28 protein-coding genes are annotated in these 25,374 nt (G+C 70.8%); 18 read left to right on the top strand and 10 right to left on the bottom strand.

The genetic code is table 11. The features are described 5' to 3' along the window. Positions 1–166 precede the first annotated feature (166 nt). From rfbC to G6N25_RS05485, 4 genes are read right to left on the bottom strand one after another with little or no spacing between them, the layout of a single operon-like run. The gene (gene rfbC / locus G6N25_RS05500; RefSeq protein ID WP_083075110.1) at positions 167–793 is read right to left on the bottom strand and encodes a dTDP-4-dehydrorhamnose 3,5-epimerase; all 627 of its coding nucleotides are present in this window, start codon (positions 791–793) and stop codon (positions 167–169) included. Between the two features lies 1 nt (position 794). Further along, a complete protein-coding gene (rfbB, locus tag G6N25_RS05495) occupies positions 795–1,790 on the bottom strand; it encodes a dTDP-glucose 4,6-dehydratase (protein WP_083075007.1) in 996 nt (331 codons plus the stop codon). A gap of 26 nt (positions 1,791–1,816) precedes the next feature. Then, complete coding sequence (locus tag G6N25_RS05490; protein WP_083075009.1) at positions 1,817–2,683, bottom strand: LLM class F420-dependent oxidoreductase; 867 nt, start codon at positions 2,681–2,683, stop codon at positions 1,817–1,819. 35 nt (positions 2,684–2,718) lie between these two features. Next, positions 2,719–3,582: an LLM class F420-dependent oxidoreductase gene (locus tag G6N25_RS05485; RefSeq protein WP_083075011.1), complete on the bottom strand. Its 864-nt coding sequence runs from the start codon at positions 3,580–3,582 to the stop codon at positions 2,719–2,721. A 247-nt stretch (positions 3,583–3,829) separates the two neighbouring features. On the opposite strand from G6N25_RS05485, the gene infA reads away from it, so the two are divergent. From infA to truA, 8 genes are all read left to right on the top strand, one after another. Then, the gene (gene infA / locus G6N25_RS05480; protein ID WP_003418601.1) at positions 3,830–4,051 is read left to right on the top strand and encodes a translation initiation factor IF-1; all 222 of its coding nucleotides are present in this window, start codon (positions 3,830–3,832) and stop codon (positions 4,049–4,051) included. A gap of 50 nt (positions 4,052–4,101) precedes the next feature. Further along, complete coding sequence (rpmJ, locus tag G6N25_RS05475) at positions 4,102–4,215, top strand: 50S ribosomal protein L36 (RefSeq protein WP_003879483.1); 114 nt, start codon at positions 4,102–4,104, stop codon at positions 4,213–4,215. Between the two features lie 232 nt (positions 4,216–4,447). Then, entirely contained in the window at positions 4,448–4,822 is a 375-nt protein-coding gene (gene rpsM / locus G6N25_RS05470; RefSeq protein ID WP_007167900.1) for a 30S ribosomal protein S13, read from the top strand. Positions 4,823–4,828: 6 nt separating this feature from the next. Then, complete coding sequence (gene rpsK, locus G6N25_RS05465) at positions 4,829–5,245, top strand: 30S ribosomal protein S11 (RefSeq protein ID WP_083075013.1); 417 nt, start codon at positions 4,829–4,831, stop codon at positions 5,243–5,245. Positions 5,246–5,268: 23 nt separating this feature from the next. Then, entirely contained in the window at positions 5,269–5,874 is a 606-nt protein-coding gene (gene rpsD, locus G6N25_RS05460) for a 30S ribosomal protein S4 (protein ID WP_083075015.1), read from the top strand. A 133-nt stretch (positions 5,875–6,007) separates the two neighbouring features. Then, positions 6,008–7,051 (top strand): DNA-directed RNA polymerase subunit alpha, encoded by a 1,044-nt coding sequence (locus tag G6N25_RS05455; RefSeq protein WP_083075017.1) that lies wholly within the window; start codon positions 6,008–6,010, stop codon positions 7,049–7,051. A 32-nt stretch (positions 7,052–7,083) separates the two neighbouring features. Next, positions 7,084–7,635: a 50S ribosomal protein L17 gene (rplQ, locus tag G6N25_RS05450; RefSeq protein WP_083075019.1), complete on the top strand. Its 552-nt coding sequence runs from the start codon at positions 7,084–7,086 to the stop codon at positions 7,633–7,635. Beyond that, on the top strand, positions 7,616–8,476 hold the full coding sequence (gene truA, locus G6N25_RS05445) for a tRNA pseudouridine(38-40) synthase TruA (protein WP_083075021.1): 861 nt from the start codon (positions 7,616–7,618) through the stop codon (positions 8,474–8,476). The genes rplQ and truA overlap by 20 nt, the downstream gene beginning before the upstream one ends. Here the strand turns inward: truA and G6N25_RS05440 are convergent. After that, the gene (locus G6N25_RS05440) at positions 8,473–9,180 is read right to left on the bottom strand and encodes a cutinase family protein (RefSeq protein ID WP_083075022.1); all 708 of its coding nucleotides are present in this window, start codon (positions 9,178–9,180) and stop codon (positions 8,473–8,475) included. The genes truA and G6N25_RS05440 overlap by 4 nt on opposite strands. Positions 9,181–9,211: 31 nt before the next feature. Beyond that, positions 9,212–10,033 (bottom strand): cutinase family protein, encoded by an 822-nt coding sequence (locus G6N25_RS05435; protein WP_232065924.1) that lies wholly within the window; start codon positions 10,031–10,033, stop codon positions 9,212–9,214. A 205-nt stretch (positions 10,034–10,238) separates the two neighbouring features. On the opposite strand from G6N25_RS05435, the gene eccB reads away from it, so the two are divergent. Beyond that, complete coding sequence (gene eccB / locus G6N25_RS05430) at positions 10,239–11,669, top strand: type VII secretion protein EccB (RefSeq protein ID WP_083075024.1); 1,431 nt, start codon at positions 10,239–10,241, stop codon at positions 11,667–11,669. Here eccB and mycP read toward each other — a convergent pair. After that, positions 11,598–12,896 carry a type VII secretion-associated serine protease mycosin gene (gene mycP, locus G6N25_RS05425; protein ID WP_083075026.1) on the bottom strand — a complete coding sequence of 433 codons (1,299 nt, stop codon included), beginning with the start codon at positions 12,894–12,896 and terminating at the stop codon, positions 11,598–11,600. The genes eccB and mycP overlap by 72 nt on opposite strands. Then, complete coding sequence (gene eccD / locus G6N25_RS05420; protein WP_083075113.1) at positions 12,893–14,251, bottom strand: type VII secretion integral membrane protein EccD; 1,359 nt, start codon at positions 14,249–14,251, stop codon at positions 12,893–12,895. The genes mycP and eccD overlap by 4 nt, the downstream gene beginning before the upstream one ends. A 130-nt stretch (positions 14,252–14,381) precedes the next feature. Between eccD and eccCa the strand changes: the two genes are divergently transcribed. From eccCa to G6N25_RS05375, 9 genes are all read left to right on the top strand, one after another. Next, entirely contained in the window at positions 14,382–18,002 is a 3,621-nt protein-coding gene (gene eccCa / locus G6N25_RS05415; protein ID WP_083075028.1) for a type VII secretion protein EccCa, read from the top strand. Beyond that, a complete protein-coding gene (locus tag G6N25_RS05410) occupies positions 17,999–19,243 on the top strand; it encodes a type VII secretion-associated protein (protein ID WP_083075030.1) in 1,245 nt (414 codons plus the stop codon). Before eccCa ends, G6N25_RS05410 begins: the two co-directional genes overlap by 4 nt. Positions 19,244–19,284: 41 nt before the next feature. Then, entirely contained in the window at positions 19,285–19,596 is a 312-nt protein-coding gene (locus G6N25_RS05405) for a WXG100 family type VII secretion target (protein WP_083075032.1), read from the top strand. Between the two features lie 14 nt (positions 19,597–19,610). Then, positions 19,611–19,907, top strand: a complete 297-nt coding sequence (locus G6N25_RS05400) for a WXG100 family type VII secretion target (RefSeq protein ID WP_083075034.1) — start codon at positions 19,611–19,613, stop codon at positions 19,905–19,907. A gap of 255 nt (positions 19,908–20,162) precedes the next feature. Next, the gene (gene rplM / locus G6N25_RS05395; protein ID WP_083075036.1) at positions 20,163–20,606 is read left to right on the top strand and encodes a 50S ribosomal protein L13; all 444 of its coding nucleotides are present in this window, start codon (positions 20,163–20,165) and stop codon (positions 20,604–20,606) included. Then, positions 20,603–21,067, top strand: coding sequence for a 30S ribosomal protein S9 (gene rpsI / locus G6N25_RS05390; RefSeq protein WP_083075038.1), 465 nt, complete (start codon positions 20,603–20,605; stop codon positions 21,065–21,067). Before rplM ends, rpsI begins: the two co-directional genes overlap by 4 nt. A 96-nt stretch (positions 21,068–21,163) precedes the next feature. Next, entirely contained in the window at positions 21,164–22,501 is a 1,338-nt protein-coding gene (gene glmM / locus G6N25_RS05385) for a phosphoglucosamine mutase (protein ID WP_083075039.1), read from the top strand. A gap of 57 nt (positions 22,502–22,558) precedes the next feature. Beyond that, the gene (locus G6N25_RS05380; protein ID WP_083075041.1) at positions 22,559–22,879 is read left to right on the top strand and encodes a hypothetical protein; all 321 of its coding nucleotides are present in this window, start codon (positions 22,559–22,561) and stop codon (positions 22,877–22,879) included. A gap of 2 nt (positions 22,880–22,881) precedes the next feature. Then, entirely contained in the window at positions 22,882–24,159 is a 1,278-nt protein-coding gene (locus G6N25_RS05375; protein WP_163672377.1) for a hypothetical protein, read from the top strand. A 32-nt stretch (positions 24,160–24,191) separates the two neighbouring features. On the opposite strand, the gene G6N25_RS05370 is transcribed toward G6N25_RS05375, so the two are convergent. Further along, on the bottom strand, positions 24,192–25,031 hold the full coding sequence (locus tag G6N25_RS05370) for a dienelactone hydrolase family protein (protein WP_083075045.1): 840 nt from the start codon (positions 25,029–25,031) through the stop codon (positions 24,192–24,194). A gap of 61 nt (positions 25,032–25,092) precedes the next feature. Further along, on the bottom strand, positions 25,093–25,275 hold the full coding sequence (locus G6N25_RS05365) for an Rv1535 family protein (RefSeq protein WP_083075046.1): 183 nt from the start codon (positions 25,273–25,275) through the stop codon (positions 25,093–25,095). Positions 25,276–25,374 lie beyond the last annotated feature (99 nt).

Here is a 25,374-nt window from a genome sequence, read left to right as displayed (position 1 = left end):
GTTACCCGCGTGGGGCAATGATGCTGCCTGAAACTTGCTAGCGCATGTGCTATCACGTTAGCGAATTAGTCATGGAGAAGTTCGACCCTCGGCCGACATCGCGGCGCGCACCGGCATGAAGGCGTATTCGGCTGGCGCGTAGCCCCGGTCGGGCCTCGCGTCGGCCTTACCGGTTCTTCCCTTGGTAGGTGCTGCGCATGCCGTCTACGAACCTCTGCGTCTCCGCCCAGGTGGGCAGGAGGCCGGCGGCGCGCACCTCGTCCAGGCTCGGGGCCGCGGCATCGCGATCGGACAGGCTGGGGGCGGCGCCGTCGACCAGCGGCCAGTCGATCGCCAGGGCCGGATCCGTCGCGCGGATGGTGTGTTCGCGCTGCGGGTTGTATTCCGCCGAACACAGGTACATCACCGTCGAATTGTCTTGCAGCGCAAGGAAGCCGTGGCCCAGGCCTTCGGAGATGTAGATCGTCCTGCGGGCGGAGTCGTCGAGCAGGACCGAGTCCCACTGCCCGAAAGTCGGTGAGCCAACGCGGATGTCGATGACCACGTCGAAGACCGCGCCGGACACACAGGTAACGTACTTCGCCTGGCTCGGCGGCAACTGGGCGAAGTGCAGGCCGCGCAGCACGCCGGCCGAGGACACCGAGCAGTTGGCCTGCCGGACGTCCAGCCGATGACCGGCGAACCCGGTGAACCCGCGGTCGGTGAGCCACTCGAAAAACAGGCCACGGGAATCGCCGTGGAGGGCCGGGGTGATCTCCCAGGCGCCCGGGACGCGGAGCTCGCGGACCTTCACCTCACTGGCCACGTTCGTCGTAGCGGGCTTCCGCGGCGTCCTTCAGCGGACGCCACCACGACTCGTTGGCGCGATACCAGTCGATGGTGGCCCGCAAACCCTCCTCGAAGTCGGTATGCTTTGGCGCCCAGCATAATTCGTCGTACAACAAGGAGGGGTCGATGGCGTAGCGCAGGTCGTGGCCGACCCTGTCGGTGACACGGTCGAAATCGTTGGGATCGCGCCCCATCATCTGCAGCAGCGCGCGCAGCACGGTCAGGTTGTCGCGCTCGCCCTCGGCGCTGATGAGGTAGGTCTGGCCGACGCGGCCTTTGTCGAGGATGCGGCGCACCGCGCTGTTGTGGTCGTCGACGTGGATCCAGTCGCGCACGTTGGCGCCGCTGCCGTACAACTTGGGTCGCCGCCCGGTGAGCACGTTGGTGATCTGGCGGGGGATGAACTTTTCGATGTGCTGGTATGGCCCATAGTTGTTGGAGCAATTGGAGATCGTCGCGCGCACGCCGTACGACCGCACCCAGGCCCGGACCAGCATGTCGGCGCCGGCCTTCGTCGCCGAGTAGGGGCTGGACGGGTTGTAGGGCGTCGACTCGGTGAACCGCTTCGGGTCGTCGAGCTCCAGGTCGCCGTAGACCTCGTCGGTCGAGATGTGGTGCAGCCGCACGCCGTGGCGTCGCACCGCTTCCAGGATGGTGAACGTCCCGACCACGTTGGTGTGCAGGAACGGCTCGGGGTCGTCCAGTGCGTTGTCCACGTGGCTCTCGGCGGCGAAATGCACGACGGCGTCGGACTCGGCGACCAACGTGGCCACCAGCGAGGCGTCGGTGATGTCGCCCTCCACCAGCGTGATGGCGTCCTCGACGTCGGCCAGCGATTCGCGCCGCCCAGCGTAGGTGAGCGCGTCGAGCACCGTCACGGCGTCCTCGGGGTGCTCGCGCACCGTGCTGTGCACAAAATTGGCGCCGATGAAGCCGGCTCCCCCGGTGACCAGCAATCGCATGGTCAAACCTTAACCGAGCGGGATGCTCAGCTCGGGGGTGTTAGCCCCAATGGCCCGGCCAGCTCGCTCAGCGCGGGCAGCAGCGTCTCCTCGTTCCAGCCACCCAGCACCTGGATCGCGACGTGGTCGGCGCCGGCCTCCACGTGCTCGTTGAGCCGTTGGGCGACGGCCTCCGGGGTGCCGTGGGCCACGACCGCGTCGATCAGCCTGTCGCTGCCGGGCTTGCGCACGTCGTCTTCGGTGAACCCCAGCCGCAGCCAGTTGTTCACGTAGTTGCTCAGCCCCAGGTAGTGCTCGACGGTCTCGCGGCCAATCCTGCGCCCTTCACCGGGGTCGGTCGTCAGCACGACCTTGTGTTCCGGCGCGAGAAACACCGTCTTCCCGACGAGTTCGCGCGCCTTGGCCGTGTGCTCCGGGGTGGTCAGGTACGGGTGGGCGCCGACGCTGCGTTCCGCCGCCAGCCGCAACACTCGCGGCCCCAACGCGGCGAGCACCCGACGGCTGGTTGGCACCACCGCGGCGTCGAGCGCGTCGAGGTAGTCGACCAGCGCGTCGTACGGCTTGACGTACTCCTCGGTGTGCTCACGGTGGCCCACCCCGATACCGAGCAAAAACCTTCCCGGGCAGGCGCTTTCGATGCGCGCGAAGGACTCGGCGACCGCCGGCGCCGGCGCGGACCAGATGTTGACGATGCCCGTCGCCAGTTGCAGCGAGGCGGTCGCCGCGAGGGCGGGTTCGACCCAGGCCAGTTCCGCGTCCGGCGACCCGCCGACCCAGACGGCGCCGTACCCGAGCGATTCGATCTTTGCGGCCAGTCCGGGCGTGACCGAGCGGGTGGGCAACCAGACGCCGAACCGGCCCAGCTCGGGTTTCAGTGCAACTGCGTCGGTCATCGGGTCCCCTCCAAAGATGCGCGGCGTCCGCTAGCTCAAGACTGGGCCAATCCGAGCGGCCCCGCCAGTTCGGCCAGCGCCGAGACCAGGTTTTCACCCTTGGTGAGGACCTGCACGGGCACGTGGTCGGCGCCGGCGTCGAGGTGCTGTTTCAGCCGTGCCGCGATCTGGTCCGGCGTGCCGTAGGCCACCAGGGCGTCGACCAGGCGGTCGCTGCCGGGCCGGGTGATTTCCTCGTCGGAGAAGCCCAGCCGTTTCCAGTTGTTGCGGTAGTTGGCGAGATTGAAGTAGATGTCGAGCGCCCTGCGGCCCACCGAACGGGCCTTCTCGGTGTCGGTGGTCAGCACCACCTTGTGTTCGGGTGCCAGGAACGCCGACGGGCCGATCAGTTCGCGGGCCCGCGCCGTGTGCTCGGGGGTGGTCAGGTAGGGGTGGGCGCCGGCGCTGCGTTCGGCGGACAGCTTCAGCACCCGGGGACCCAGGGCCGCCACCACGCGCCGGTTGGCCGGCACGCCGTACTCGTCGAGCTGGTCCAGGTACTCCGCCAGCGCGTCATACGGCTTGCGGTACTCGCTGTGCGCCTCGGGATGGCCGACACCGATGCCCAGCAGGAAGCGCCCCGGGTAGGCCTTGTCGATCCGGTGAAACGACTCGGCGACCGGCCTGGCGGCCGCCGTCCAGATGTTGACGATCCCCGTGGCCACCTGCAACGTCGTCGTCGCCTCGAGGATGGGCTCGACCCAGGCCAGCTCCGCGGGCGGGGAACCGCCCACCCAGACGGCCCCGTAGCCCAGGGACTCGATTTCCTTGGCTTGCTGGGGCGACACGCCGCGCCCGAACGATCCGAACCGGCCGAGATCGGGTTTGCTTGCTTTCGAGCTGGCATGCGCGTCGGTCATGGTGTCTCCAACCTGCGGCGTCGTGCCGCTATTCCGGCCCCCGAGGACTCTCGGAACGATTTTGGCCGGGGCGAACGACCAGGTATCGTGGAGTAACGGTGCGGCATCCGCGCCGGCTTTTTGCGTGCCCAGTCCCTCGGAAATTCCAGGAATTTCCTGTCACCGGCTCACGTTTGAAGTCCGGTGAATGTCGCGCTGACCTGGGCGCAAACGAGGACGACACTAAAGACGAGGATTCCTGACGAGTATGGCCAAGAAGGACGGTGCCATCGAGGTCGAGGGCCGCGTGGTCGAGCCCCTGCCCAATGCGATGTTCCGCATTGAGCTGGAGAACGGCCACAAGGTGCTCGCCCACATCAGCGGCAAGATGCGGCAGCACTACATCCGCATCCTGCCCGAGGACCGGGTGGTGGTGGAGTTGTCTCCCTACGACCTGTCCCGGGGCCGCATCGTGTACCGGTACAAGTAAAAAGCCCGATCAACCACCGAACGAGTAGACAGAACAGGATCGAGACGGCCGTGAAGGTGAACCCGAGCGTCAAGCCAATCTGTGACAAGTGCAGGGTGATCCGTCGGCATGGGCGGGTCATGGTGATCTGCTCAGATCCACGCCACAAGCAGAGACAGGGCTAGTCCGTCCGGCGACGATGCAGGCCGTGCAGCGGCCTGAGGAGGAGACGGACAATCAGTCAGGGCTTCCGCTTATACAACTGAATGCAGACCTCCCAGCACCAGTGAGCGGCTGGCATCTATACGAGATGGGCCAGCTCATCCACGCCCGGACGGAGGCCGGGCCCCGCCTCAACGTTGGGGCGGGAACGGACTGGGATCACACCTCCGCCGAGAAAAAGAGGAAACGCCACCCATGGCTCGACTAGTCGGCGTCGACCTTCCGCGCGACAAGCGGATGGAGATCGCCCTGACCTACATCTTCGGCGTCGGCCGTACCCGCTCGAACGAGATTCTGGCGGCCACCGGCATCGACAAGGACCTGCGCACCCGGGACCTCACCGACGACCAGCTGACCCACCTGCGTGACTACATCGAAGCCAACCTGAAGGTGGAGGGTGACCTGCGCCGCGAGGTGCAGGCGGACATCCGTCGCAAGATCGAGATCGGCTGCTATCAGGGGCTGCGGCACCGTCGCGGCCTGCCGGTGCGCGGCCAGCGGACCAAGACCAACGCGCGGACCCGCAAGGGCCCCAAGCGCACCATCGCAGGCAAGAAGAAGGCCAGGTAACCCCGTATGCCACCCGCTAAGAAAGCCGCAGGCGCCGCCAAGAAGGGGCAGAAGACCCGCCGCCGGGAAAAGAAGAACGTCCCGCACGGCGCCGCGCACATCAAGAGCACGTTCAACAACACGATCGTGACGATCACCGACCCGCAGGGCAACGTCATCGCCTGGGCGTCGTCGGGCCACGTCGGCTTCAAGGGCTCGCGGAAGTCGACGCCGTTCGCCGCCCAGCTGGCCGCGGAGAACGCCGCGCGCAAGGCGCAGGAGCACGGCGTGAAGAAGGTCGACGTCTTCGTGAAGGGCCCCGGCTCGGGCCGGGAGACCGCGATCCGGTCGCTACAGGCCGCCGGCCTGGAGGTCGGCGCGATCTCTGACGTCACCCCCCAGCCGCACAACGGCGTCCGCCCGCCGAAGCGGCGCAGGGTCTAGCAGGGTCTAGGAGGAGAATAGAAATGGCTCGTTACACCGGACCCATTACCCGCAAATCGCGTCGCCTGCGCACCGACCTCGTCGGCGGCGACCAGGCCTTCGAGAAGCGCCCCTACCCGCCCGGCCAGCACGGCCGCGCGCGGATCAAGGAGAGCGAGTACCTGCTGCAGCTGCAGGAGAAGCAGAAGGCCCGCTTCACCTACGGCGTGATGGAGAAGCAGTTCCGCCGCTACTACGAGGAGGCGGTGCGGCAGCCCGGCAAGACGGGTGAGGAGCTGCTGAGGATCCTGGAGAGCCGGCTGGACAACGTCGTGTACCGGGCCGGGCTGGCGCGCACCCGCCGGATGGCCCGCCAGCTCGTCAGCCACGGGCACTTCACGGTCAACGGCGTGCGCGTCGACGTCCCCAGCTACCGGGTGTCGCAGTACGACATCGTCGACGTGCGGGACCAGTCGCTGAACTCGGTGCCGTTCCAGATCGCGCGGGAGACCGCGGGTGACCGCCCGATCCCGAGCTGGCTGCAGGTGGTGGGGGAGCGCCAGCGCATCCTGATCCACCAGCTGCCGGAGCGGGCGCAGATCGACGTGCCACTCGCCGAGCAGCTGATCGTCGAGTACTACTCGAAGTAAAAAGACTTCCTGTGCCGGCCGGTGCGGGAAACCTTGCGGCGATCGCAAGCGCGGCGAAGCCGGGCGAAGTGGGTCGACGCGAGAACCAAACGGCATCAAATAGCGGGTGCCGAGAAGGAGAAGAAGAAACACCATGCTGATCTCTCAGCGACCGACACTGTCCGAGGAAGTCCTCACCGACAACCGCTCCCAGTTCGTCATCGAACCGCTGGAGCCGGGATTCGGTTACACCCTGGGCAATTCGCTGCGGCGCACGCTGCTGTCGTCGATCCCCGGGGCCGCCGTCACCAGCATTCGCATCGACGGCGTGCTGCACGAGTTCACCACCGTGCCCGGCGTCAAGGAAGACGTCACCGACATCATCCTGAACCTCAAGGGCCTGGTCGTGTCCTCGGAGGAGGACGAGCCGGTCACCATGTACCTGCGCAAGCAGGGCCCGGGTGAGGTGACCGCGGGTGACATCGTGCCGCCCGCCGGTGTGACCGTGCACAACCCCGAGATGCACATCGCGACGCTGAACGACAAGGGCAAGCTCGAGGTCGAGCTCGTCGTCGAGCGCGGCCGCGGCTACGTCCCGGCGGTGCAGAACCGGGCTTCGGGCGCCGAAATCGGCCGTATCCCAGTCGATTCCATCTATTCGCCGGTGCTCAAGGTGACCTACAAGGTGGACGCCACCCGCGTCGAGCAGCGCACCGACTTCGACAAGCTGATCCTGGACGTGGAGACCAAGAGCTCGATCACCCCCCGGGACGCGCTGGCGTCGGCGGGTAAGACCCTGGTCGAATTGTTCGGCCTGGCACGGGAACTCAACGTCGAGGCCGAGGGCATCGAGATCGGGCCGTCGCCGGCCGAGGCCGACCACATCGCGTCGTTCGCGCTGCCGATCGACGACCTGGACCTGACCGTGCGGTCCTACAACTGCCTCAAGCGCGAGGGCGTGCACACCGTCGGCGAGCTGGTGAGCCGCACCGAGTCCGACCTGCTGGACATCCGCAACTTCGGCCAGAAGTCCATCGACGAGGTGAAGGTCAAGCTGCACCAGCTGGGTCTGTCGCTCAAGGACAGCCCGCCCACCTTCGACCCGTCGGAGGTCGCGGGCTACGACGTCGCCACCGGCACCTGGTCCACCGAGGGCGCCTACGACGACCAGGACTACGCGGAAACCGAACAGCTCTAAAGCTTTTGAACTTCTAGACAGGAGCGTCAGCAATGCCCAAGCCCACCAAGGGCCCCCGCCTCGGCGGGTCGTCTTCGCACCAGAAGGCCCTCCTGGCCAACCTGGCCACGTCGCTGTTCGAGCACAACCAGATCAAGACGACCGAGCCGAAGGCGCGCGCGCTGCGGCCGTACGCGGAGAAGCTGATCACGCACGCCAAAAAGGGCACGCTGCACAACCGTCGAGAGGTCCTCAAGAAGATCCGCGACAAGGACGTCGTGCACAAGCTGTTCGAGGAGATCGGGCCGTTCTTCGCCGACCGCAACGGTGGCTACACCCGGATCATCAAGGTCGAGGCGCGCAAGGGCGACAACGCTCCCATGGCCGTGATCGAGCTGGTGCGGGAGAAGACGGTGACGTCGGAGGCCGATCGGGCGCGCCGGGTGAAGGCGTCGACGAAGGCGGCCGCGCCCGCGGCTCCGGCCGAGGAAGCTCCGGCGGTGGAGGCTAAGGCCGAGGAAGCTCCGGCGGAGGAGCCTAAGGCTGAGGAAGTCGAGGCCGAGGAGGCCCCGGCCGACGAGCCTAATGAGGCCACCGAGAATTAGTGAGGACGTCCGTCTGCGGCTCGACATCGCCTACGATGGAACGGAATTCGCGGGCTGGGCGGATCAGGCCGGCCAGCGCACCGTCGCCGGCGTCCTCGACGAGGCGCTGACGACGGTGTTCCGCACGCCGGTGCGGCTGCGCGGCGCCGGGCGCACCGACGCGGGCGTGCACGCGACCGGGCAGGTGGCCCACGTCGACGTGCCCCTTGAGGTGTTGCCCAACGCGTACCCGCGCTCGCCGCGAGCCGGCGAAGCCGAGTTCCTGCCCCTGGTGCGTCGCCTCGGCCGGTTCCTGCCCGCCGATGTCCGGGTCCTCGATATCGCCCGCGCGCCAGCGGGTTTCGACGCACGGTTCTCGGCGCTGCGACGCCATTACGTCTACCGGCTCTCGACGGCGCCGTTCGGCGCGCAGCCGCACCAGGCGCGCTACGTCACCGCCTGGCCGCGCCCGCTGGACCTGGACGCGATGGCCGCCGCGTCGCGAGACCTGCTGGGGCTACACGACTTTGCGGCGTTCTGCCGTCGGCGCGACGGCGCCACCACCATCCGCGACTTGCAGCGGTTGGACTGGTCGCGCGAGGGCGATGCGATCACGGTGCACGTCACCGCCGATGCGTTCTGCTGGTCGATGGTGCGGTCGCTGGTAGGGGCGCTGCTGGCCGTCGGCGAACGCCGGCGTCCGCCGTCGTGGTGCCGCCAATTGCTTTCCGCGACAGACCGATCCAGCGACTTCGCCGCCGCCCCGGCGCACGGGCTGACGCTGATCGGCGTGGACTATCCGCCGGACGACCAACTGGCGGCGCGGGTTATGATCACCCGGGACCTGCGCAGGCCCGGTTAGATCCTGGCGGCGGCGAAGCCGGCGGCCTGATCCACCAGCCCCGAGTTGATATATGCGGGCTGCAGGTGTGACGACCATTGCGCGTCGCCGCCCGAACAGATCGGATCGCCGCTCGCGCACTCCTCGATCGTCTTACCGGCGAACGCGGGGCTGAAATCGGGGACCGGGCCGAGGATGCGCCGGGTGCCGTTGCCGAACAACGCGACCGCCGCGACGTGCTGATCCGCACCCGGCGGCAGCGGGTTGCTGAACCCGAACCCCGGTTTGGTCTCCGCGATCACCAGGTCTGCCGCCACGGCGCCCAGCGAATAACCGCCGAGCACCTCGCGGGTGTTCGGGCAGCTCTTCGCCATGGACTGAACGTGGGCGCTCATGTCGTTGGCGCCCTTCGCCGGATCGATGTCGGCGGGATAGTTGACCCCGTACTCCCCGACGGGCACATGCACCTTGGAGCGCAGCGAATTGACGAACGCCCCGCCGACGAAACCGACCCCGGGTGGCTCCTCCCGGCCCCGAGCGAAAACCACTTCGGCGCCCGGGCACGCCGCCGACGCCACCGGAATCGCCGCCGTCAGGGGCGCGGCCGCCGGGGCGATCAGCACGGCGAGCAATGCGGCGGCCCGGAAACCGGCCAGGCGGTTGGCGACACGTGGTCCGCCGCCCGGATTCGCCTGTGGCGGTAGATCGACCGGGCGACGCGTCATCACCCGATAGTAATGCGCGAACCCGAGCGGCCTAGACGAGCGGGGCCTGGGGAGACGGCGTGTTCGGCGTATTCGGCGAGTTCGGTGGGTACGGCGCGTTGGGCGAGTACGGCGGGACGTTCCCGTGTATCGACGGACTCTGCGGGCCGTACACCGGCGTCTGCGGGCCATATCCGGGAACCTGCGGCCCAAAGCCGGGCACCTGCTGGCCGGTCCCGGTCAGCAGCTTGGATGCGACGAAAGCCGCCGCCTGCGTGGTGTACACGGGGATGTAGCCCTCGGTGTGCCCGCTCCACTCGTTGCCCGGGCCCGCGTGGCAGATCGGGTCGTTGGGGTTGCACAGGTCTATCGCCTTGGACCCGAGCATCGCGCTCTGGGTCGGCAGCGTTCCGCCGGCGCGGTCGGCCACGTCACCGAAGGTGACAACCGCCGCGATGTTGTTGGCGTACTCGGGCGGCAGCGAGCTGCCCCAGTTGATGCCGCCGATGGGAACGCCGGCCACGATGTCCATCACCGACGCGCCCTGCGAATAGCCGCCCAACACGATCTTGGTGTTCGGGCACTTCTGCACCGTCTGTTTGACGCGATTGATCGTGTCGTTGGCGCCGTCACCGCCGTGCAGCTGCAGCTTGCTGGCGGCGTAGTTCACCCCGTAGGTGTCGATGTTCATGCCGCCGGTCTGCTGGCGCAGCGAGTCGACGAAGGCGTCACCGACCCGGCCGAGGCCGGGGGGCTCGTTGGTGCCGCGCGCGAAGATCACCTCGGCGTCGGGGCAGTTATCGGCGGAGGCGACGGGCACAGCGGTGGGGGCGAACAGCAGGCCGGTGGCGGCGACCAGCGCGGAAGCCCCCAGGCCGACCCAGCGGCCCGCCGACCGCGCGCCGCCCGCCCGAGGGCCGCGTGTGCGGTGAGGTATGCGGTGAGAAAACACCCCCAAATTTTACCCGGATCCGGGGACAACGAAACCTGGGCGACCTGTGGATAACCCGCCGCGGCGCCGTTGACCTGCGGCCTACCGTGAGGCCGGAGACGGATTCGACACTTCCCCCGGAGGGATTTTGGACCGATCATCGCCGCGCCGGCCGACGACCCGGCTGCAGGTCAGCGGCTACCGGTTTCTGCTGCGCCGCATGGAATGCGCGTTGCTGGGCGGGGACATCGGCGCGGTGAACGGCGCGATGCGGTGGCAGGCCGCGGCGCTCACGGCCGGGTGCGTGCTGGCGGCCGTCGCCATGGCGGGATGCGCGGTTCTGGGTTTGCTCGGGCCGCACGCACAGCTCGACCGGGCGCGGATCGTGGTGGCCCAACCATCCGGGGCGCTGTACGTGCGGGTCGGCGACAGGTGGCATCCGGTGCTGAACTTGTCTTCGGCGCGGTTGATCGCCGCGACGGCCGACAACCCGAGACCGGTCCGCGAATCCGACCTGGCCCGCACCAAACGCGGCCCGCTGCTTGGCATCCCGGGCGCACCGCAGCTTCTCGGCACGCCGCTGTCGGCGGACGAATCGACCTGGACGATCTGCGACACGGACGGCGCGGCCGCGACGACGGTCGTCGTCGGGCCCACCGATGGGCCGTCGGTCCATCGCCTCGGCCCAGACCGGGCCATCCTGGTCGCGCCCGCCTCGGGTTCGCCGGCCTACCTGCTCTACGACGGGCAGCGGGCGGTGGTCGACATCGCCGACCCGGCCGTCGTGCGGGCCCTCAGGCTGGAGGGCCACGCGCCGCGGCCGGTCTCGCAGGCGTTGCTGAACGCCGTGCCCGAGGCGGCGCCGATCAGCGCCCCACGCATTCCCGGCGCCGGTGGCCAGGCGCCCGGCCTGCCCGGATTGCCGATCGGCGGTGTGCTGCGCGTCACGCGCGGCGACGGTGAGGAGTATTACGTCGTCCTGGCCGCCGGGGTCCAGCGCATCGGCCGGGTGGCCGCCGATCTCCTGCGTCTCGGCAATTCGCAGGGCACCGTCAACCCGATCCCGGTGGCGCCCGACGCGATCCGCGCCGCCGCAATCGTGGACACGCTGCCGGTGGCCAGTTTTCCCGACCGGCCGCCAACCCTGTGGGACGACGGCGCCACCGTCTGCGCGGCCGGGAGGCCATTGCCGTCCGGAAATTTCGAGATCGCGCTGCTCGCCGGGGCCGGCCTGCCGGTGCCGGGCGGCCAGGCGCCGGTGACCCTGGCGCAGGCCGATGGCCGGGGCCCCGCGCTGGACGCGGTCTACGTGCCGCCCGGCCGGAGCGCCTTCGTGCGGACCAACGGCCGGGGCGGCACGCGATACCTCGTCACCGACACCGGGGTGCGGTTTGCGATCCACGACGACGACGCGGCGCGCGACCTCGGTCTTTCGGTGCCGACCCCCGCGCCCTGGCCGGTGTTGGCGGTCCTGCCGTCCGGGCCGGAACTGAGCCGGCGGGACGCGTCAGTCGCCCGGGACGCGGTGGCGGGGCCGCAACCGGCCCATGGCCGCACCGACCGCCAGGACTCCCACTAGCGCCAGAAGGCAGGCGGCCGCGCCGCGCAACGCGGTTCCCGGTGCGCCGGGACGCGGCGGTGGGGGCGGCGGCGGGGTGATCGGGACGGGAACCGGAGGCGGTGTGGAGGCGTTTGCCGGCGGACCGAAGTCGGTGCTGACCGCCGCCAGGGGATCGATCGCGCCGTTGCCGACGAGCGGATCCCATCCGGCCGGCGGGTGATGCGCGGTCGATTCGATGCGCCGCATCACCTGCCGCGCGGTCAGCGCGGGGAACCGGGCCCGGATCAGCGCGGCCAGCCCGCTGACCACGGGAGCGGCATAACTGGTGCCGGACACGGGCTGCGAACCGAGCGACGTCACCGCCTCGCCGGGAGCCGCGACGTCCACCCAGGGCCCGGCGAGCGTGAAGGCCGACGGCCTCTCTTCGGCGTTGACGGAACCGACGGCCAGCACGTAGTCGTCGTACCAGGCCGGGCTGACCACGACCGTGGCGGTCTGCCACGTCGCGTCGGGTCGCTGGGGCGGACACTGCGCGGCGCCGCCGGTGTTGCCCGCCGCGGCGACGACGACCGCGTTTTTGACGTCGACCGCGTAGGCAAGCGCGGCGCCCAGCGCGCGGTCGTCGAGCGCCGACGCGACGGGAGCGCAGGCGACCGAGGAAACGTTGATCACCGATGCGCCGAGGTCGGCGGCCGTCCTGATGGCCTGCGCCATGGTGTCGACGTCGCCGACCCCGGCGTGGGACCGGTCGCCGGCGGGAGCGAACTTCGCGCTGGACTGGCGGATGCCGATCAGGGTCGCGTCGGGCGCCAGCCCGCCGAAGCCGTCGGCCTTGGAATCCGGTGCGGCGGCGATAATTCCGGCCACCAGGGTGCCGTGCGCGTCGCAGTCCTGGGTGCCGTCGCCGGTGGACACGTAGTCGCCTCCGGGCACCACATCGGGCAGGCGGTGGTGCCGCGACACGCCGGTGTCGATGACCGCGACGCGCTGGCCCGCGCCGCGGGTGAGCTGCCAGACCCGCGGCAGGTCGACGAGGTCCGCGGCCCGGTCGCGGGCCGGCCCGGAGTCGCCCGTCAGCGTCGCGCAGACCTCGCGTTGCACGGTCGGCGACGGTGGCGCCGGCCGGGCCGGCTTCGGCAGCAACCTGTTGTCGATCTGTGGCGGCGAAATAGCTTGTGCTGCCGGCACTCCCAGCTGAGACAGCGCCGTGACCGCCACCACCGCCAGCAGGCGCGATGGCCTCATGTGAGGCTCAATCCACGAACGGCGCCATAGAGGCCGCATACCCAACAAGTCAGGGGCGCCATGGCGACCAGCGCCAGACGCTCCAGGACCTCGACGCCGCGGCGCGCCACGGGTGAGAGCGAGATCGCGGCGAAGCCCAGGTAGATCGCCGCCGCGGCCAGGGTTGCCGCCAACGCGGTGATCCATGCCCCGTGCTCCGGCATCCTTAGGGCGGCGACACCGAACGTCGTTGCGGTGACGGCGATTCCGGCGATCACCAACGCCGGCGCCTTTCCGGCGTCGACCGAGCGGGCGCGCAGCAGCAGCAACGCGCCGGTGAGGGCGCCAAAAGCGATGCAGGACAGCCGCGGTGCGCCGGCGAGCACCGTGGCAATGGCGCCAACGGCGGCGGACGACGAAAATGCGGCGAGCAGGCCGGCCAGCCAGCTGTCGGCGCGGATCGCTTTGCCGGCCAGCCGATCCGCGGTCTCTGGTTCCGCCGCGGACGCCGGCCGGGGTGACAGCCCCGTCAGCGCGATCGACATCCGCGCCGCCACCCCGATCAGGCCGAGGGATGCCAGGGCGGCAACCGAGCCGACGGCGTGCGGCGGGGCGGCGGTGAGCACGCCCACCAGCGCGGCGCCGGCGATGACCAGCGCGACGCAGGCGATCGCGGTCAATGTCACGGCACCGCAGCCCGATACGCGCATCGCCAGCACCGATGCGACGGCCGCCGCCGTCGCGGCCAGCAGCACGTTGGGGATGCCGGGGGCGCCGGGCACCGCGGAAAAACCGGCGACCGCCGCGAATGCGGTGGCGATCACGCTCAGCGCAAGGCCGGCCGTCGCGTCCCGATAGGCGCGGTGCGCGACCATCGCACCGAGGAGGGCGACGGCGCCGGCCGATGCCGCGGCGCCGGAAACGCTGGTGCTGAGGGTGTTTCGGGTGAGCGCCAGCGCACCGATGCCGGTCAGGAGGCTCGCCGCGACCGCGCCGGCGAGCCGGTTCGTCCGGTCGCGCCGGGCGTGACTCCCGGGCCGGGCCGTTTCCAGCGTCGCCGACACGGCCTCGGCCGCGTCGTCGTGGCGGAGGACGGGTGGCCGTGTCGGGGACTCGGTCAGGACCAGAACGGCACCATCCCGGATATCGTTCTGCGCCAACGTCGCCGACGCATCCAAAGCGGGCGTTCCCGGGCGGCACAGCCGGTAACGCCGCGCCTCCGGATCGGCGGGACCGTCCACGCCGCGGCCCTCCAGGATGTCGACGATCGACGGAATCAGGACGGCGACGGGAACGGCGGCGGGCAGGGCCAGGTCGGCGACGGCGGCGCCGGCATGAACCGACACGCGCCGCAGCCCCGGATCGGAGGCGGGCACCGGTGCTCCCTTCAGTCGGATGAGCGGCACGTTAGCGCGTTTTCGATCGCGGGATATTCGGTTGTCCACAGGCGACTTGCGGCCGATCCCGGTGCTGCCTACCGTCGCCACACGATGGGGAGGGCCAGCGATGACGCAGTGTTTCGTGCCGGCGGCGCGCCGGTCGCCGCCGGCGGTCGCGACGGCCGACATCGCCGTTGAGTCGCCACCCGGCCTACCGCCGCCGAGATCATCGGGCCTGCCGCTGTTCCTGGCGCCGGCGGTCATGTCGGTCGCGAGCCTCGCGACGATGGCGGTGGCTTTCTCGTCCGGCTCGCCCATGACCCGCAGCCCCATGTTCGTGGCGTTCCCGATCATGATGCTGGTTTCGGCGGCGGTGACGGTGGCGGCGGGGCGCCGCCCGCGGGGCAGGGGCATCGACGCCGACCGCGCCGCCTACCTCGGATATCTCAGCCGGCTCCGCGGTACCGTCGCAGAAATCGCCGACGCGCAACGGGTCTCACTGAGCTGGAGCCATCCCGAACCGGATACGCTGTGGACGTTGGTCGGCGGCCCACGGATGTGGGAGCGGCGGGCCGGCGACCCCGACTTTTGCCTTGTCCGCGTTGGCGCGGGAACCCGGCCTCTCGCCGCGCGCCTGGTGGCCCCCGAGACCCCGCCGCAAGGGCCGTCGGACCCGGTCACCGCCACGGCCCTGCGCCGCTTCATCGACGCGCATTCGACGATCGCCGACGCGCCAATCGCCGTCGGCTTGCGTGGCGGTGAGACCGTGACGATCGACGGCGAGCCGGCCGTGGCGCGCGGACTGCTGCGCGCGATGATCTGCCAGCTGGCCGTGTTGCATCCGCCGGACCAGCTGCTGATCGTCGCGGCGATCAGCGAGCCGCATCGAGCCCACTGGGATTGGCTGAAATGGTTGCCGCACAACCAGCATCCGGCCGCCGCCGATGCGGTGGGGCCTGCCCGCATGGTGTATCGGAGCCTGGCCGAGGCGGGGCGCGCGCTCACCGGCGCCGGACCGCCACACGTGGTGGTGGTCGCCGATCTCGACGGTCACGCCGACCCCGATGCCGCCGGCGTGACGGGTGCGACCATCCTCCAGGTCGGCACCGGTGGTGAGGGGACGGCATTGACGATCGGATGCGCCGGCCAGTCCCAACCGGTGCCGCGTCCCGACCGGCTGGATCCGTTGGACGCGCTGATATGCGCCCGCCGGCTCGCCAGGTATCGGGTCGGCGCGACGACCACCGGCGATGTCGCCGACATCGATCCGATCACGCTGTGGCGCGGCCAAAACGACCACGATCGGCTCCGCGTTCCCCTCGGAACCACGGTCGACGGCGCGCCGCTCGAGCTGGATATCAAGGAGCCCGCCGAAAACGGAATGGGCCCGCACGGGCTCTGCGTGGGCGCCACCGGGTCGGGCAAGTCGGAGCTGCTGCGCACGATCGCGCTCGGCATGATGGCGCGCAACTCGCCGGAGGTGCTCAACCTGTTGCTCATCGACTTCAAGGGCGGCGCAACGTTTCTCGATTTGGCGCGGGCCCCCCACGTCGCCGCGGTCATCACCAACCTCGCCGAGGAGGCGCCGCTGGTGGCCCGGATGCGCGACACGCTGGCCGGTGAGATGCACCGTCGCCAACAACTGCTGCGGACCGCGCGGTGCGGCAGCGTCGCGGCCTACGAACGTGCGCGGCGGGCCGATCGCCGGTTGACCGCCCTGCCGACGTTGTTCATCGTCGTCGACGAGTTCTCCGAAATGCTGAGCCAGCACCCCGATTTCGCCGACACCTTCGTCGCCATCGGCCGGCTCGGCCGGTCGCTGGGCATGCACCTGCTGCTCGCCAGCCAGCGCCTCGACGAGGGCCGGCTGCGGGGGCTCGAAGCCCACCTCTCCTACCGGATTTGCCTGAAAACCCTCACCGCCGGGGAATCGCGAGCGGCCCTCGGAACGCCCGACGCCTACCAATTGCCGAACACGCCCGGCGCGGGTTTCCTGCGCGCGAGCAACGGCGAGCCGACCCGTTTTCAGGCCGCATTCGTGTCGGGACCGCTGCGGACGAGCACGTCGGCCCGCGCGCCGGCGGCGCCGTCGGTGCGGCCGTTCAGCACCCGGGCGGCCGGCCCGGTCACTCCCGCGGCGGAGACGGCCGCCTCGCCCACTCGAACCCTGCTGCACGCGGTCCTCGACCGCCTGGCCGGACACGGACCGCCCGCGCACCAAGTCTGGCTGCCGCCGCTGGACGCGCCGCCGGCACTGGACACCCTCCTGCGCGAAACCACTTGCGCGCCAGGCGGTCTAACCGTGCCGATCGGCATCGTCGACCGGCCATTCGAGCAGTGCCGCACGCCCCTGATGGTCGACTTGTCCGCGGCCGCGGGCAATGTGGCGATCGTCGGGGCACCTCGATCGGGCAAGTCGACGGCGCTGCGCACGCTCATCACGGCGCTGGCCGCCACCCACGATCCGGGGCAAGTGCAGTTCTACTGCCTGGACTTCGGCGGCGGAGCGCTGGCGTCGGTGCGGAGTATCGCGCACGTTGGCGCCGTCGCCGGCCGGGCCGAGCCGGACCTGGTCCGGCGGATCGTCGCCGAGATGCAATCCATCGTCCGATCGCGGGAGGCCGATCGGGCCGGCGCGGCGCCGGCCGGCGACGTGTTCCTCGTCGTCGACGGCTGGGCGGGCCTGCGGCACGAGTTCGAGGCGCTCGAGGCGCCGATCACCGCCCTGGCGGCCCAAGGGCTTTCGTTCGGCGTGCATGTGGTGCTGACGGCGTCGCGCTGGGCCGACATCAGACCGTCGCTGAAGGATCAGGTCGGCACCCGCATCGAGTTGCGGCTGGGCGATCCCGCGGACTCCGAGGTCGACCGCGGCCGGGCGCGGCAGGTGCCCGACGACAGACCGGGCCGTGGACTTTCCGGCGACGGGCTGCACATGATCATCGCCACACCCCTCGACGACATCCCGCACGGTGGATCGGTCGCGCCGCCGATACCCCTGCTGCCCACGCACGTGGACCGCGACACCGTCGTCCGCCGGGCGGGCGCCGAACTCGGCGGGCAGATCCTGTTGGGCCTCGACGAGCGCGGACTGCGGCCGGTCGCAATCGATTTCGCGCGGCACTCGCACCTGTTGATCCTGGGGGACAACGAGTGCGGAAAGAGCGCCACACTGCGGACCCTGTGCCGGGAAATCGTTCGCACCAAGACCGCGGCGGAGGCGCAGCTGCTGATCGTCGACTTTCGGCGCTCCCTGCTCGGTGTCGTCGAGTCGGAACACCTTGGCGGCTATGCCGTGTCGCCGGCCGCGCTGGCCGCGTCGCTGCCGGCCCTGCTCGACCTCCTGCGGCGCCGGATGCCGTCTGCGGACGCGAGCCAGGCGCAGCTGCGCGCCGGGTCCCGGTGGTGCGGCCCGGACATCTACGTCCTGGTCGATGACTACGACCTGGTCGCCGCCCCGGCGGGCAACCCACTGGCGGGCATCCTCGAATACCTGCCCTACGCACGGGATCTCGGGCTGCACCTGGTCGTGGCGCGGCGCAGCGGCAGCGCCGAGCGCGCACTGTTCGAGCCCCTGCTGGCGGGCCTGCGTGACCTCGGCTGCATGGCGCTGATGATGAGCGGACGCCCGGACGACGGCCCGCTGCTGGGTTCGGCGCGCCCCGCGCGGCTGCCGCCGGGCCGCGGCGTCCTGATCACTCGCAACGGTGACGAACGGCTCCTGCAAGTGGCCTGGAGCCCACCCCCGTGAGCCCTGCACACCGTGCGATCGTCGAAGTCGGCCCGGGAACGATCCGCCGATTATGCTGTGACACAACCGATCACACCGACACGTCAGAGCTCGTGGCCGAGGCGCTCGGCGCGATCGACGACCCGGTCGGGCTGGTCGGCGGACAACCCGTCGCCGTCCATTCGCTGTGGCGCGCCGCGCTGCGGTCACCGAGCGCGGCGCACCCCAACGGATTGGTCGTCGTGCACCCATCGTGGTGGGCGTCGGCGCGCGTCGACGTGGTGACCGCGGCCGCCCGGTCCCTGGCCGGTGACGTGCTCGCGCGGCCCCGCTCGTGGCTGCTGAAGCTGGCGTGCGACGCCGAGCGCGACGCGGCGGTGGTGGTGGAGATCGCGGAACGGTTGGTGGTGATCGTCGGTCCCCGGGTCGTCGCGATACCCCGTGGGGCGCAACCGCATTCCGTCGCCGTGGAGGTCGCGAGCGTCGTCGCGGGCATGGCCGGTGCGGTCGCGTTGATCGACGCGCCAAGCACGGTCGCCGGGGCGCCGGCGTTCGGGGCGTTGATCGCCGGAGCGGTGCGCGGCAGCGGCGCGGCGGTGACGGAAATCGGTGACGCCCGGCTGCGTCGGCTGGCCCGGACGGCCTCGTCGGTGCCGTCTGGGCCGCCTGAGCCGCGGCCCACCGCCCATGCCGGCGGTGTCGCGTCGCGGGCGCGGGTGGCGGCCGGGCTTGCGGGGGCCGCCGTCGTCCTGACGGGGTCGTCGCTGGCGGTGTCGGCGGTGGCGCCCGCGGGCCGTCCCGGCCTGTCGCCGCCGGCCCGGGTGCAGACGGTGCCGACGACGTTTCTGGTCGAGGGCCGGGTGGCGCTGGCGGTGCCGGCCGACTGGCCCACGCAGCGGGTGGTCACCGGGCCCGGATCGGCGCGGGTCCTGGTCACGTCGCCGTCGGATCCCGAAGCGGCGCTGCACATCACGCAGTCGCCCGTGGCCGGCGAAACGCTGGCGGGCACCGCGGAGCGGTTGAAACGCGCGATCGACGCGGAACCCGCCGGGGTGTTCGTCGACTTCAACCCGTCCGGAAACAGCGCCGGCCGGCCTGCGGTGATCTACCGCGAAGTGCGCGCCGGCCATCATGTCCGGTGGACCGTGTTGCTGGACGGGCCGGTCCGCATCAGCATCGGATGCCAGAGCCGGCCCGGCGGCGAGGAGGCGGTCCGCGAGGCGTGCGAACAGGCGGTGCGCTCCGCCCACGCGATCGGATGAACCGGGTGGAACCGAATGGGGGTCGGCGCGGTCCTATTCATATGGCGAACACACTGAGCACCGACTTCGACCTGATGCGTTCGGTCGCGGACACGACGGACGCCCGCAACGAAGAGATCCGGGCGATGCTGCGGGCCTTCATCGGCCGCATCGGAAACGTGCCGCCCACGGTCTGGGGCGGGCCCGCGGCTCTGCGGTTCAAGGAGGTGGTGGATCGCTGGAACGCCGAGTCGATGCGGCTCTACCACGTGCTGCGCACGATCGCCGACACCATCCGGCGCAACGCGGCCACGCTGGGCGAGGCCGGCCAGAACCACGCCCACCACGTCGCCGCCGCCGGCGGCAGCCTGTGATCGGGGGAGTACCCGTGGACGCCGTGCTGTCCTACAACTTCGGCGAAATCGAAGGCTCGGTGCGCCAGGAGATCCACACCACGTCCGCCCGTTTCAATGCGGCGCTCGACGAGCTGAGATCGCAGATCGCCCCGTTGCAGGAGCTGTGGACCCGCGAGGCGGCGGCCGCGTACCAGGCCGAACAGCTGAAGTGGCACCAGGCGGCGGCCGCGCTCAACCAGATACTCGTCGACCTCGGACATGCGGTCCGTGATGGCGCGGAAGAGGTGGCGAACGCCGATCGCCGGGCGGCCGGCGCCTGGGCCAGGTAGCGGCGGATAACCGAATAGCCCCTGTGTGGTCTCGGCGGAGGAGAGCCGCCGGGGCCACACAGTCATTTTGACCTGCGGGGACGCGCATCGGTAAGCTGCTCGGTTGGCGTGTGATACGCCGGGGCCTCGGGTCAATGTCGGTCGCCGAGATCAAGCCCCGCCCTGGATTCACCAGGGCCGCCTGACCGGCACCCGGCTCGACCCGGGATCCATAGCCTCGCCAAGAGGCCCGCAGAGATAGTTGAGGTAAGCGCTGTGCCCACATACGCGCCCAAGGCGGGTGACACCACGCGGTCGTGGTACGTCATCGACGCCACGGACGTGGTGCTTGGTCGCCTTGCCGTCGCGGCAGCCAACCTGCTGCGTGGCAAGCACAAGCCGACGTTCGCCCCCAATGTCGATGGCGGTGACTTCGTCATCGTCATCAACGCCGACAAGGTCGCCATCAGCGGCGACAAGCTGCAGCACAAGCTGGCCTACCGTCACTCGGGCTTTCCCGGCGGGCTGCACAAGCGCACGATCGGCGAGCTGATGGACAAGCACCCGACCCGCGTCGTGGAGAAGGCGATCGTCGGCATGTTGCCCAAGAACAAGCTCAGCCGTCAGATCCAGCGCAAGCTTCGCGTCTACGCCGGCCCGGAGCATCCCCACACCGCCCAGCAGCCGGTTCCGTACGAGATCAAGCAGGTGGCCCAGTGACCGAGACAACCGACGCCGTGGAAGAAGCCGCGGCCGAGACACCGGCCGCCGCGCCCAGCGAGTCGTTCGTCTTCGACCGGCCCATCCAGACCGTCGGCCGCCGCAAGGAGGCCGTCGTGCGGGTGCGCCTGGTGCCCGGCACCGGCAAGTTCGACCTCAACGGCCGCAGCCTGGAGGAATACTTCCCCAACAAGGTGCACCAGCAGCTCATCAAGGCCCCGCTGGTCACCGTCGACCGGGTGGAGAACTTCGACATCTTTGCCCTCCTGCACGGCGGCGGCCCCTCGGGCCAGGCCGGCGCGCTGCGCCTGGGTATCGCCCGGGCCCTGATCGTGGCCTTCCCGGACGACCGGCCCCCGTTGAAGAAGGCCGGCTTCCTCACCCGTGACCCGCGCGCCACCGAGCGCAAGAAGTACGGCCTGAAGAAGGCCCGTAAGGCGCCTCAGTACAGCAAGCGCTGATCGGCGATCACTTTCTGGCCGCGAGCGTGCATAGTTGTACGCATCCGTCGGCGTGTCGACGTACAAACACGCACGCTCGCGGTAAAGAGGAGAGGCATGGGTCGACTATTCGGCACCGACGGCGTTCGCGGGGTCGCCAATCGTGAGCTGACCGCCGAGCTGGCCCTGGCGCTGGGCGCGGCGGCGGCGCGGCGCTTGGCGAGTTCCGTGGGACCCGGCCGGCGGGTCGCCGTGGTCGGCCGCGATCCCCGCGCCAGCGGCGAGATGCTGGAGGCCGCCGTGATCGCCGGGCTGACCAGCCAGGGCGTCGACGCGCTGCGGGTCGGGGTGCTTCCGACGCCCGCGGTGGCCTACCTGACCGGCGCCTACGACGCCGACTTCGGGGTGATGATCTCCGCGTCGCACAACCCGATGCCCGACAACGGCATCAAGATCTTCGGCCCGGGCGGCCACAAGCTGGACGACGACACCGAGGACCGGATCGAGGAGCTGGTGGCCGCCGGACCCGGGTTGCGCCCGGTCGGCGCCGGGATCGGCCGCCGCATCGACGCCGAGGACGCCGACGACCGCTACCTGCGCCACCTGAGCAAGACCAACACGCTGCGGCTCGACGGCCTGACCGTGGTGGTCGACTGCGCGCACGGCGCGGCGTCGGCGGTGGCCCCGCGCGCCTACCGCGCGGCCGGTGCGCGGGTGATCGCGATCAACGCCGACCCCGACGGGCTCAACATCAACGACGGCTGCGGCTCGACGCACCTGGACTCGCTGAAGGCGGCCGTCGTCGCCCACCGCGCCGACCTGGGTTTGGCGCACGACGGGGACGCCGACCGCTGCCTGGCCATCGACGCCGACGGGCAACTCGTCGACGGCGACCACATCATGGTGGTGCTGGCGCTGGCGATGAAAGACGCCGGCGAGCTGGCCTCCGACACCCTGGTGACCACCGTGATGAGCAACCTCGGGCTGCACCTGGCGATGCGCTCGGCCGGCATCGCGGTGCGCACGACCGGCGTCGGCGACCGCTACGTCCTGGAGGAGCTGCGGGCCGGCGAGTACAGCCTCGGCGGCGAGCAGTCCGGGCACATCGTGATGCCCGCGGTCGGCTCCACCGGAGACGGCATCGTCACCGGGCTGCGCTTGATGACGCGCATGGTGCAAACCGGCTCGGCGCTGGCCGATCTCGCCTCGGCGATGCGGACGCTGCCGCAGGTGCTGATCAACGTCAAGGTCGCCGACAAGGCCACCGCCGCCGCGGCGCCCTCGGTGCGATCCGCGGTCGAGAAGGCCGAGGCCGAACTGGGCGACACCGGCCGAATCCTGTTGCGGCCCTCCGGAACCGAACCGATGATCCGGGTCATGGTGGAGGCGCCCGAGGAAGGCGTCGCGCAGCGGGTCGCCACCCGGCTTGCCGAAGCGGTGAGCGCCGCGCGCTGATCCTTCGGCCGTTGCATGTGCCGGAACCCCGGCGCGGCGTCGGGCGTCGGATTAGGCATGAGATTCGATAGCCGAGCCACCCTCGCCCGCACCGAGGTCGACGTCGCGGCGGTGCACGGCGTCGCCGATCGGTTGGCCGCGGCCGCCGAGCTCATCGACCGTGCCCTCGCGGATCACCTGGCGCGGTTGACCTTTGGCGGGGCCGGCGCCGGCCGGGCGCACGCCGCGCGCGGCGATGCGCTGCGCGTGCAGCTGGAGCGGCTGACGGCCGAGGTGTCGCAGTGGTCGCGGGCGGCCGTCGAGACCGCCGTGGCGCTGCGGGCCGGCGCCGACCGCTACGCCGATGCCGAACTGTATGCCGCCGCGCGGATCGCCTGATCGTGGCCGATCGGTTGGACGTCGCCGAACGCCTCGCCGAGGGCCGGCCCGCCGTCGAGCACACCCAGAGCTACGTGTGGGCCTGCCATGCGCTCGGCTACCGGCATCCCGACCTGACGTCGCGTCCGTCCCAGATCCGCGACTGGTACGACAGCGAAGACGGTCTCGACCTTCGTGCGCTCGACCGCGACTGCGCCGAACTGCGGGCGGCCGGTGAGGCGGTCTCGGAGGCGTTGCGGGCCCAGCGCGCCCAGCTCGCCGAGCTGGCCGCGGCGTGGAGGGGGCCGGGCGGGGACTCCGCGGTTGGGTTCCTGCAACGTCATTGCGACGCCGCGAACGCGGTGGCCACCGAAGTCCGCGCGGCGGCCCAGCGATGCGAGTCGCTGCGCGACAACCTGTGGTATCTGGTCGACTCCAAGGTCGCGACGGCCATCGCCATCGACGATCGCACGCGGGCGCAGCGTCCGACGTGGTTGGCGGCGTCGGACGCCGTCACCACCGGGGTGGGGGACCGGCCGGGCGCCGAGGAGGTGATCCGCCAGCAGGTAATCCCCCACGTGGACAACGAGATTCGCGACGACTGGCTGACGACGATGCGTTCGACGGTGGACGGGGTGGCGACGGCCTACGACATGGTCATCGACAGGATGGCCGCCGCGCCGTCGGCGTGCTTCGAGTTTCCGGGCGATCTTTCGCCTGGCTATCAACCGCTTCCGCCGGCCCCGACGGGAGCGCCGGCGCCGGCCGCCCCGGTCACCCCCGCCGCGTTTCCCGGCCCGCCGGCGGATCCAGCGCCGGCCCCGGCCGTGACGCCCGCCGCGCCGACCCTTCCGGCGACGCCGCTCCCGGACCTGGGGACCGCGCTCGGTGCGGGCGATCCGAGCGGCGACATCGGCGGCCTCGGCGGGCTGGCCAGCCGGATCGTCGATGCGATGGGTTCCCTGCTGGGTTCGGCGGCCGAGGATCCGTTCGACGGGGACCCCTTCCACTCCGACGACGAGCACCATGTTGTCGACGACGGGCCTGACGAGCCGGAAGAGGTCGACAAGACCGAGGAGGCCAAGCCCGCCGAGGGGGCTCGACCGGTTGATGCGGCACCGCCGGCGGACGGACCGCCGGCACCGGTTGACGCGCCGCCCGCCCCGCCCGCGCCGGCTGAGGCGCCCGCCTCGCCCGCGCCGGTGGCCGCGCCGTCGACCGGCGGCCCGGCGCCCGCGGCCGACGAGGGATCAACGCCGTGCGAGATCGCCGCCGATCAGCTTCCGCAGGCGGGGCGGTGATCGCGCACGGCCGCGCGCCGCCGCCGGGCGCGTCACTTCAGCAGCGCGACGATCCTCTCTTCCAGGGCGACCGGCGGGGCCTCCGGATGCGCCGGGACGGTCCCCGGCAGCTTCGCGTCGGGATCGGCGAAGTCGCGGTAGGCCTTGTCGCCGCCCAGCGCGTAGAGCAGGTAGCCGGTCAGCAGCGCCCGAACCGATCGCTGGGTGCGTCGGTGCGGGCCGGCCAGACCGAATACCTTCGTCAGTCGCCGGCCCTCGACCAGGCCCGCGGGTTCGGCTTTGTTGACGACCCGCAGCGTGGACGCGTCCCAGGCCCGCGAGAGCGCCAGCGCGTTGGAATTCAGCGATTTCGGATCGCCCGGCGCGGTCAGGATCAACCCGGGGACCTTGCACGTCGCGGCCGGCCGCTCGGCCGGCGGGCTGGTGACGGACGGGAAGATCGCCGCCACCGCCGCGGGCTTGCCGGGCATGCCGGCCGCCGCGAACACGGCCGCCGAGCCGCCGAACCCGTGCCCCACCACGCCGAGCTTGGCGGGGTGCACGCTGATGTCGCCGGGGCCGAGGCGCACGCCCGCCACGATGTCCAGGGCGGTGCCGAGGTCGAAGGCGAAGTTCAGCACCGACGGCGCCACGCCGCGCTGCGTGTCGGGGGCGCCGGCCACGATGCCCCACGACGCCAGATGCTCCAGCAGACCCGAATAGCGTGTGGTGCCGGTGAGCCAGTCGTGACCGAAGGCCACGCCCGGCAGGTTCAGCCCGGCCTCCGGCGTATACACCACCCCGGGCAAACCGGCGAAGGCCAGGTCACCGCGCAAGACTCGGTGCGGGCCGCGGCGGCCGAGGGCTGCGACGAGCTTGCGGATGCGGGGCACGCGTCGACGTTAGCGCATCGCCGTGGCGTGCCGGATCGGCTAGAACGGCGCCGGCCGCTCGTTACGCCGTGACCTCGAGCAGGCCCACCCGCCACAGCACCGCGTACGCGTGCCGCAGCGGAATGCTCAGCAAACGGACGGCCGCGTCCACCAACGGGTCGCCCGCGGCGCCGATCGGCAAGCGGGGAAGCCGCGGCGGCGCGGGCGGGCTCGTCACCGCGTCGTCGTGCAGAACAGCGGCCATGATTCCCTCCTGGAAGACGTTGCGCGGGGTTTACCCGTTTAGCATTTCGGTGCGCGGCCCTTCGGCTATTTGGCCCGCCGGGGTCAAGGGAATTGTTGA

The sequence above is a fragment of the Mycobacterium heidelbergense genome (assembly GCF_010730745.1).
Lineage (GTDB): Bacteria > Actinomycetota > Actinomycetes > Mycobacteriales > Mycobacteriaceae > Mycobacterium > Mycobacterium heidelbergense.
This window is presented reverse-complemented; position numbering and strand designations above follow the sequence as displayed.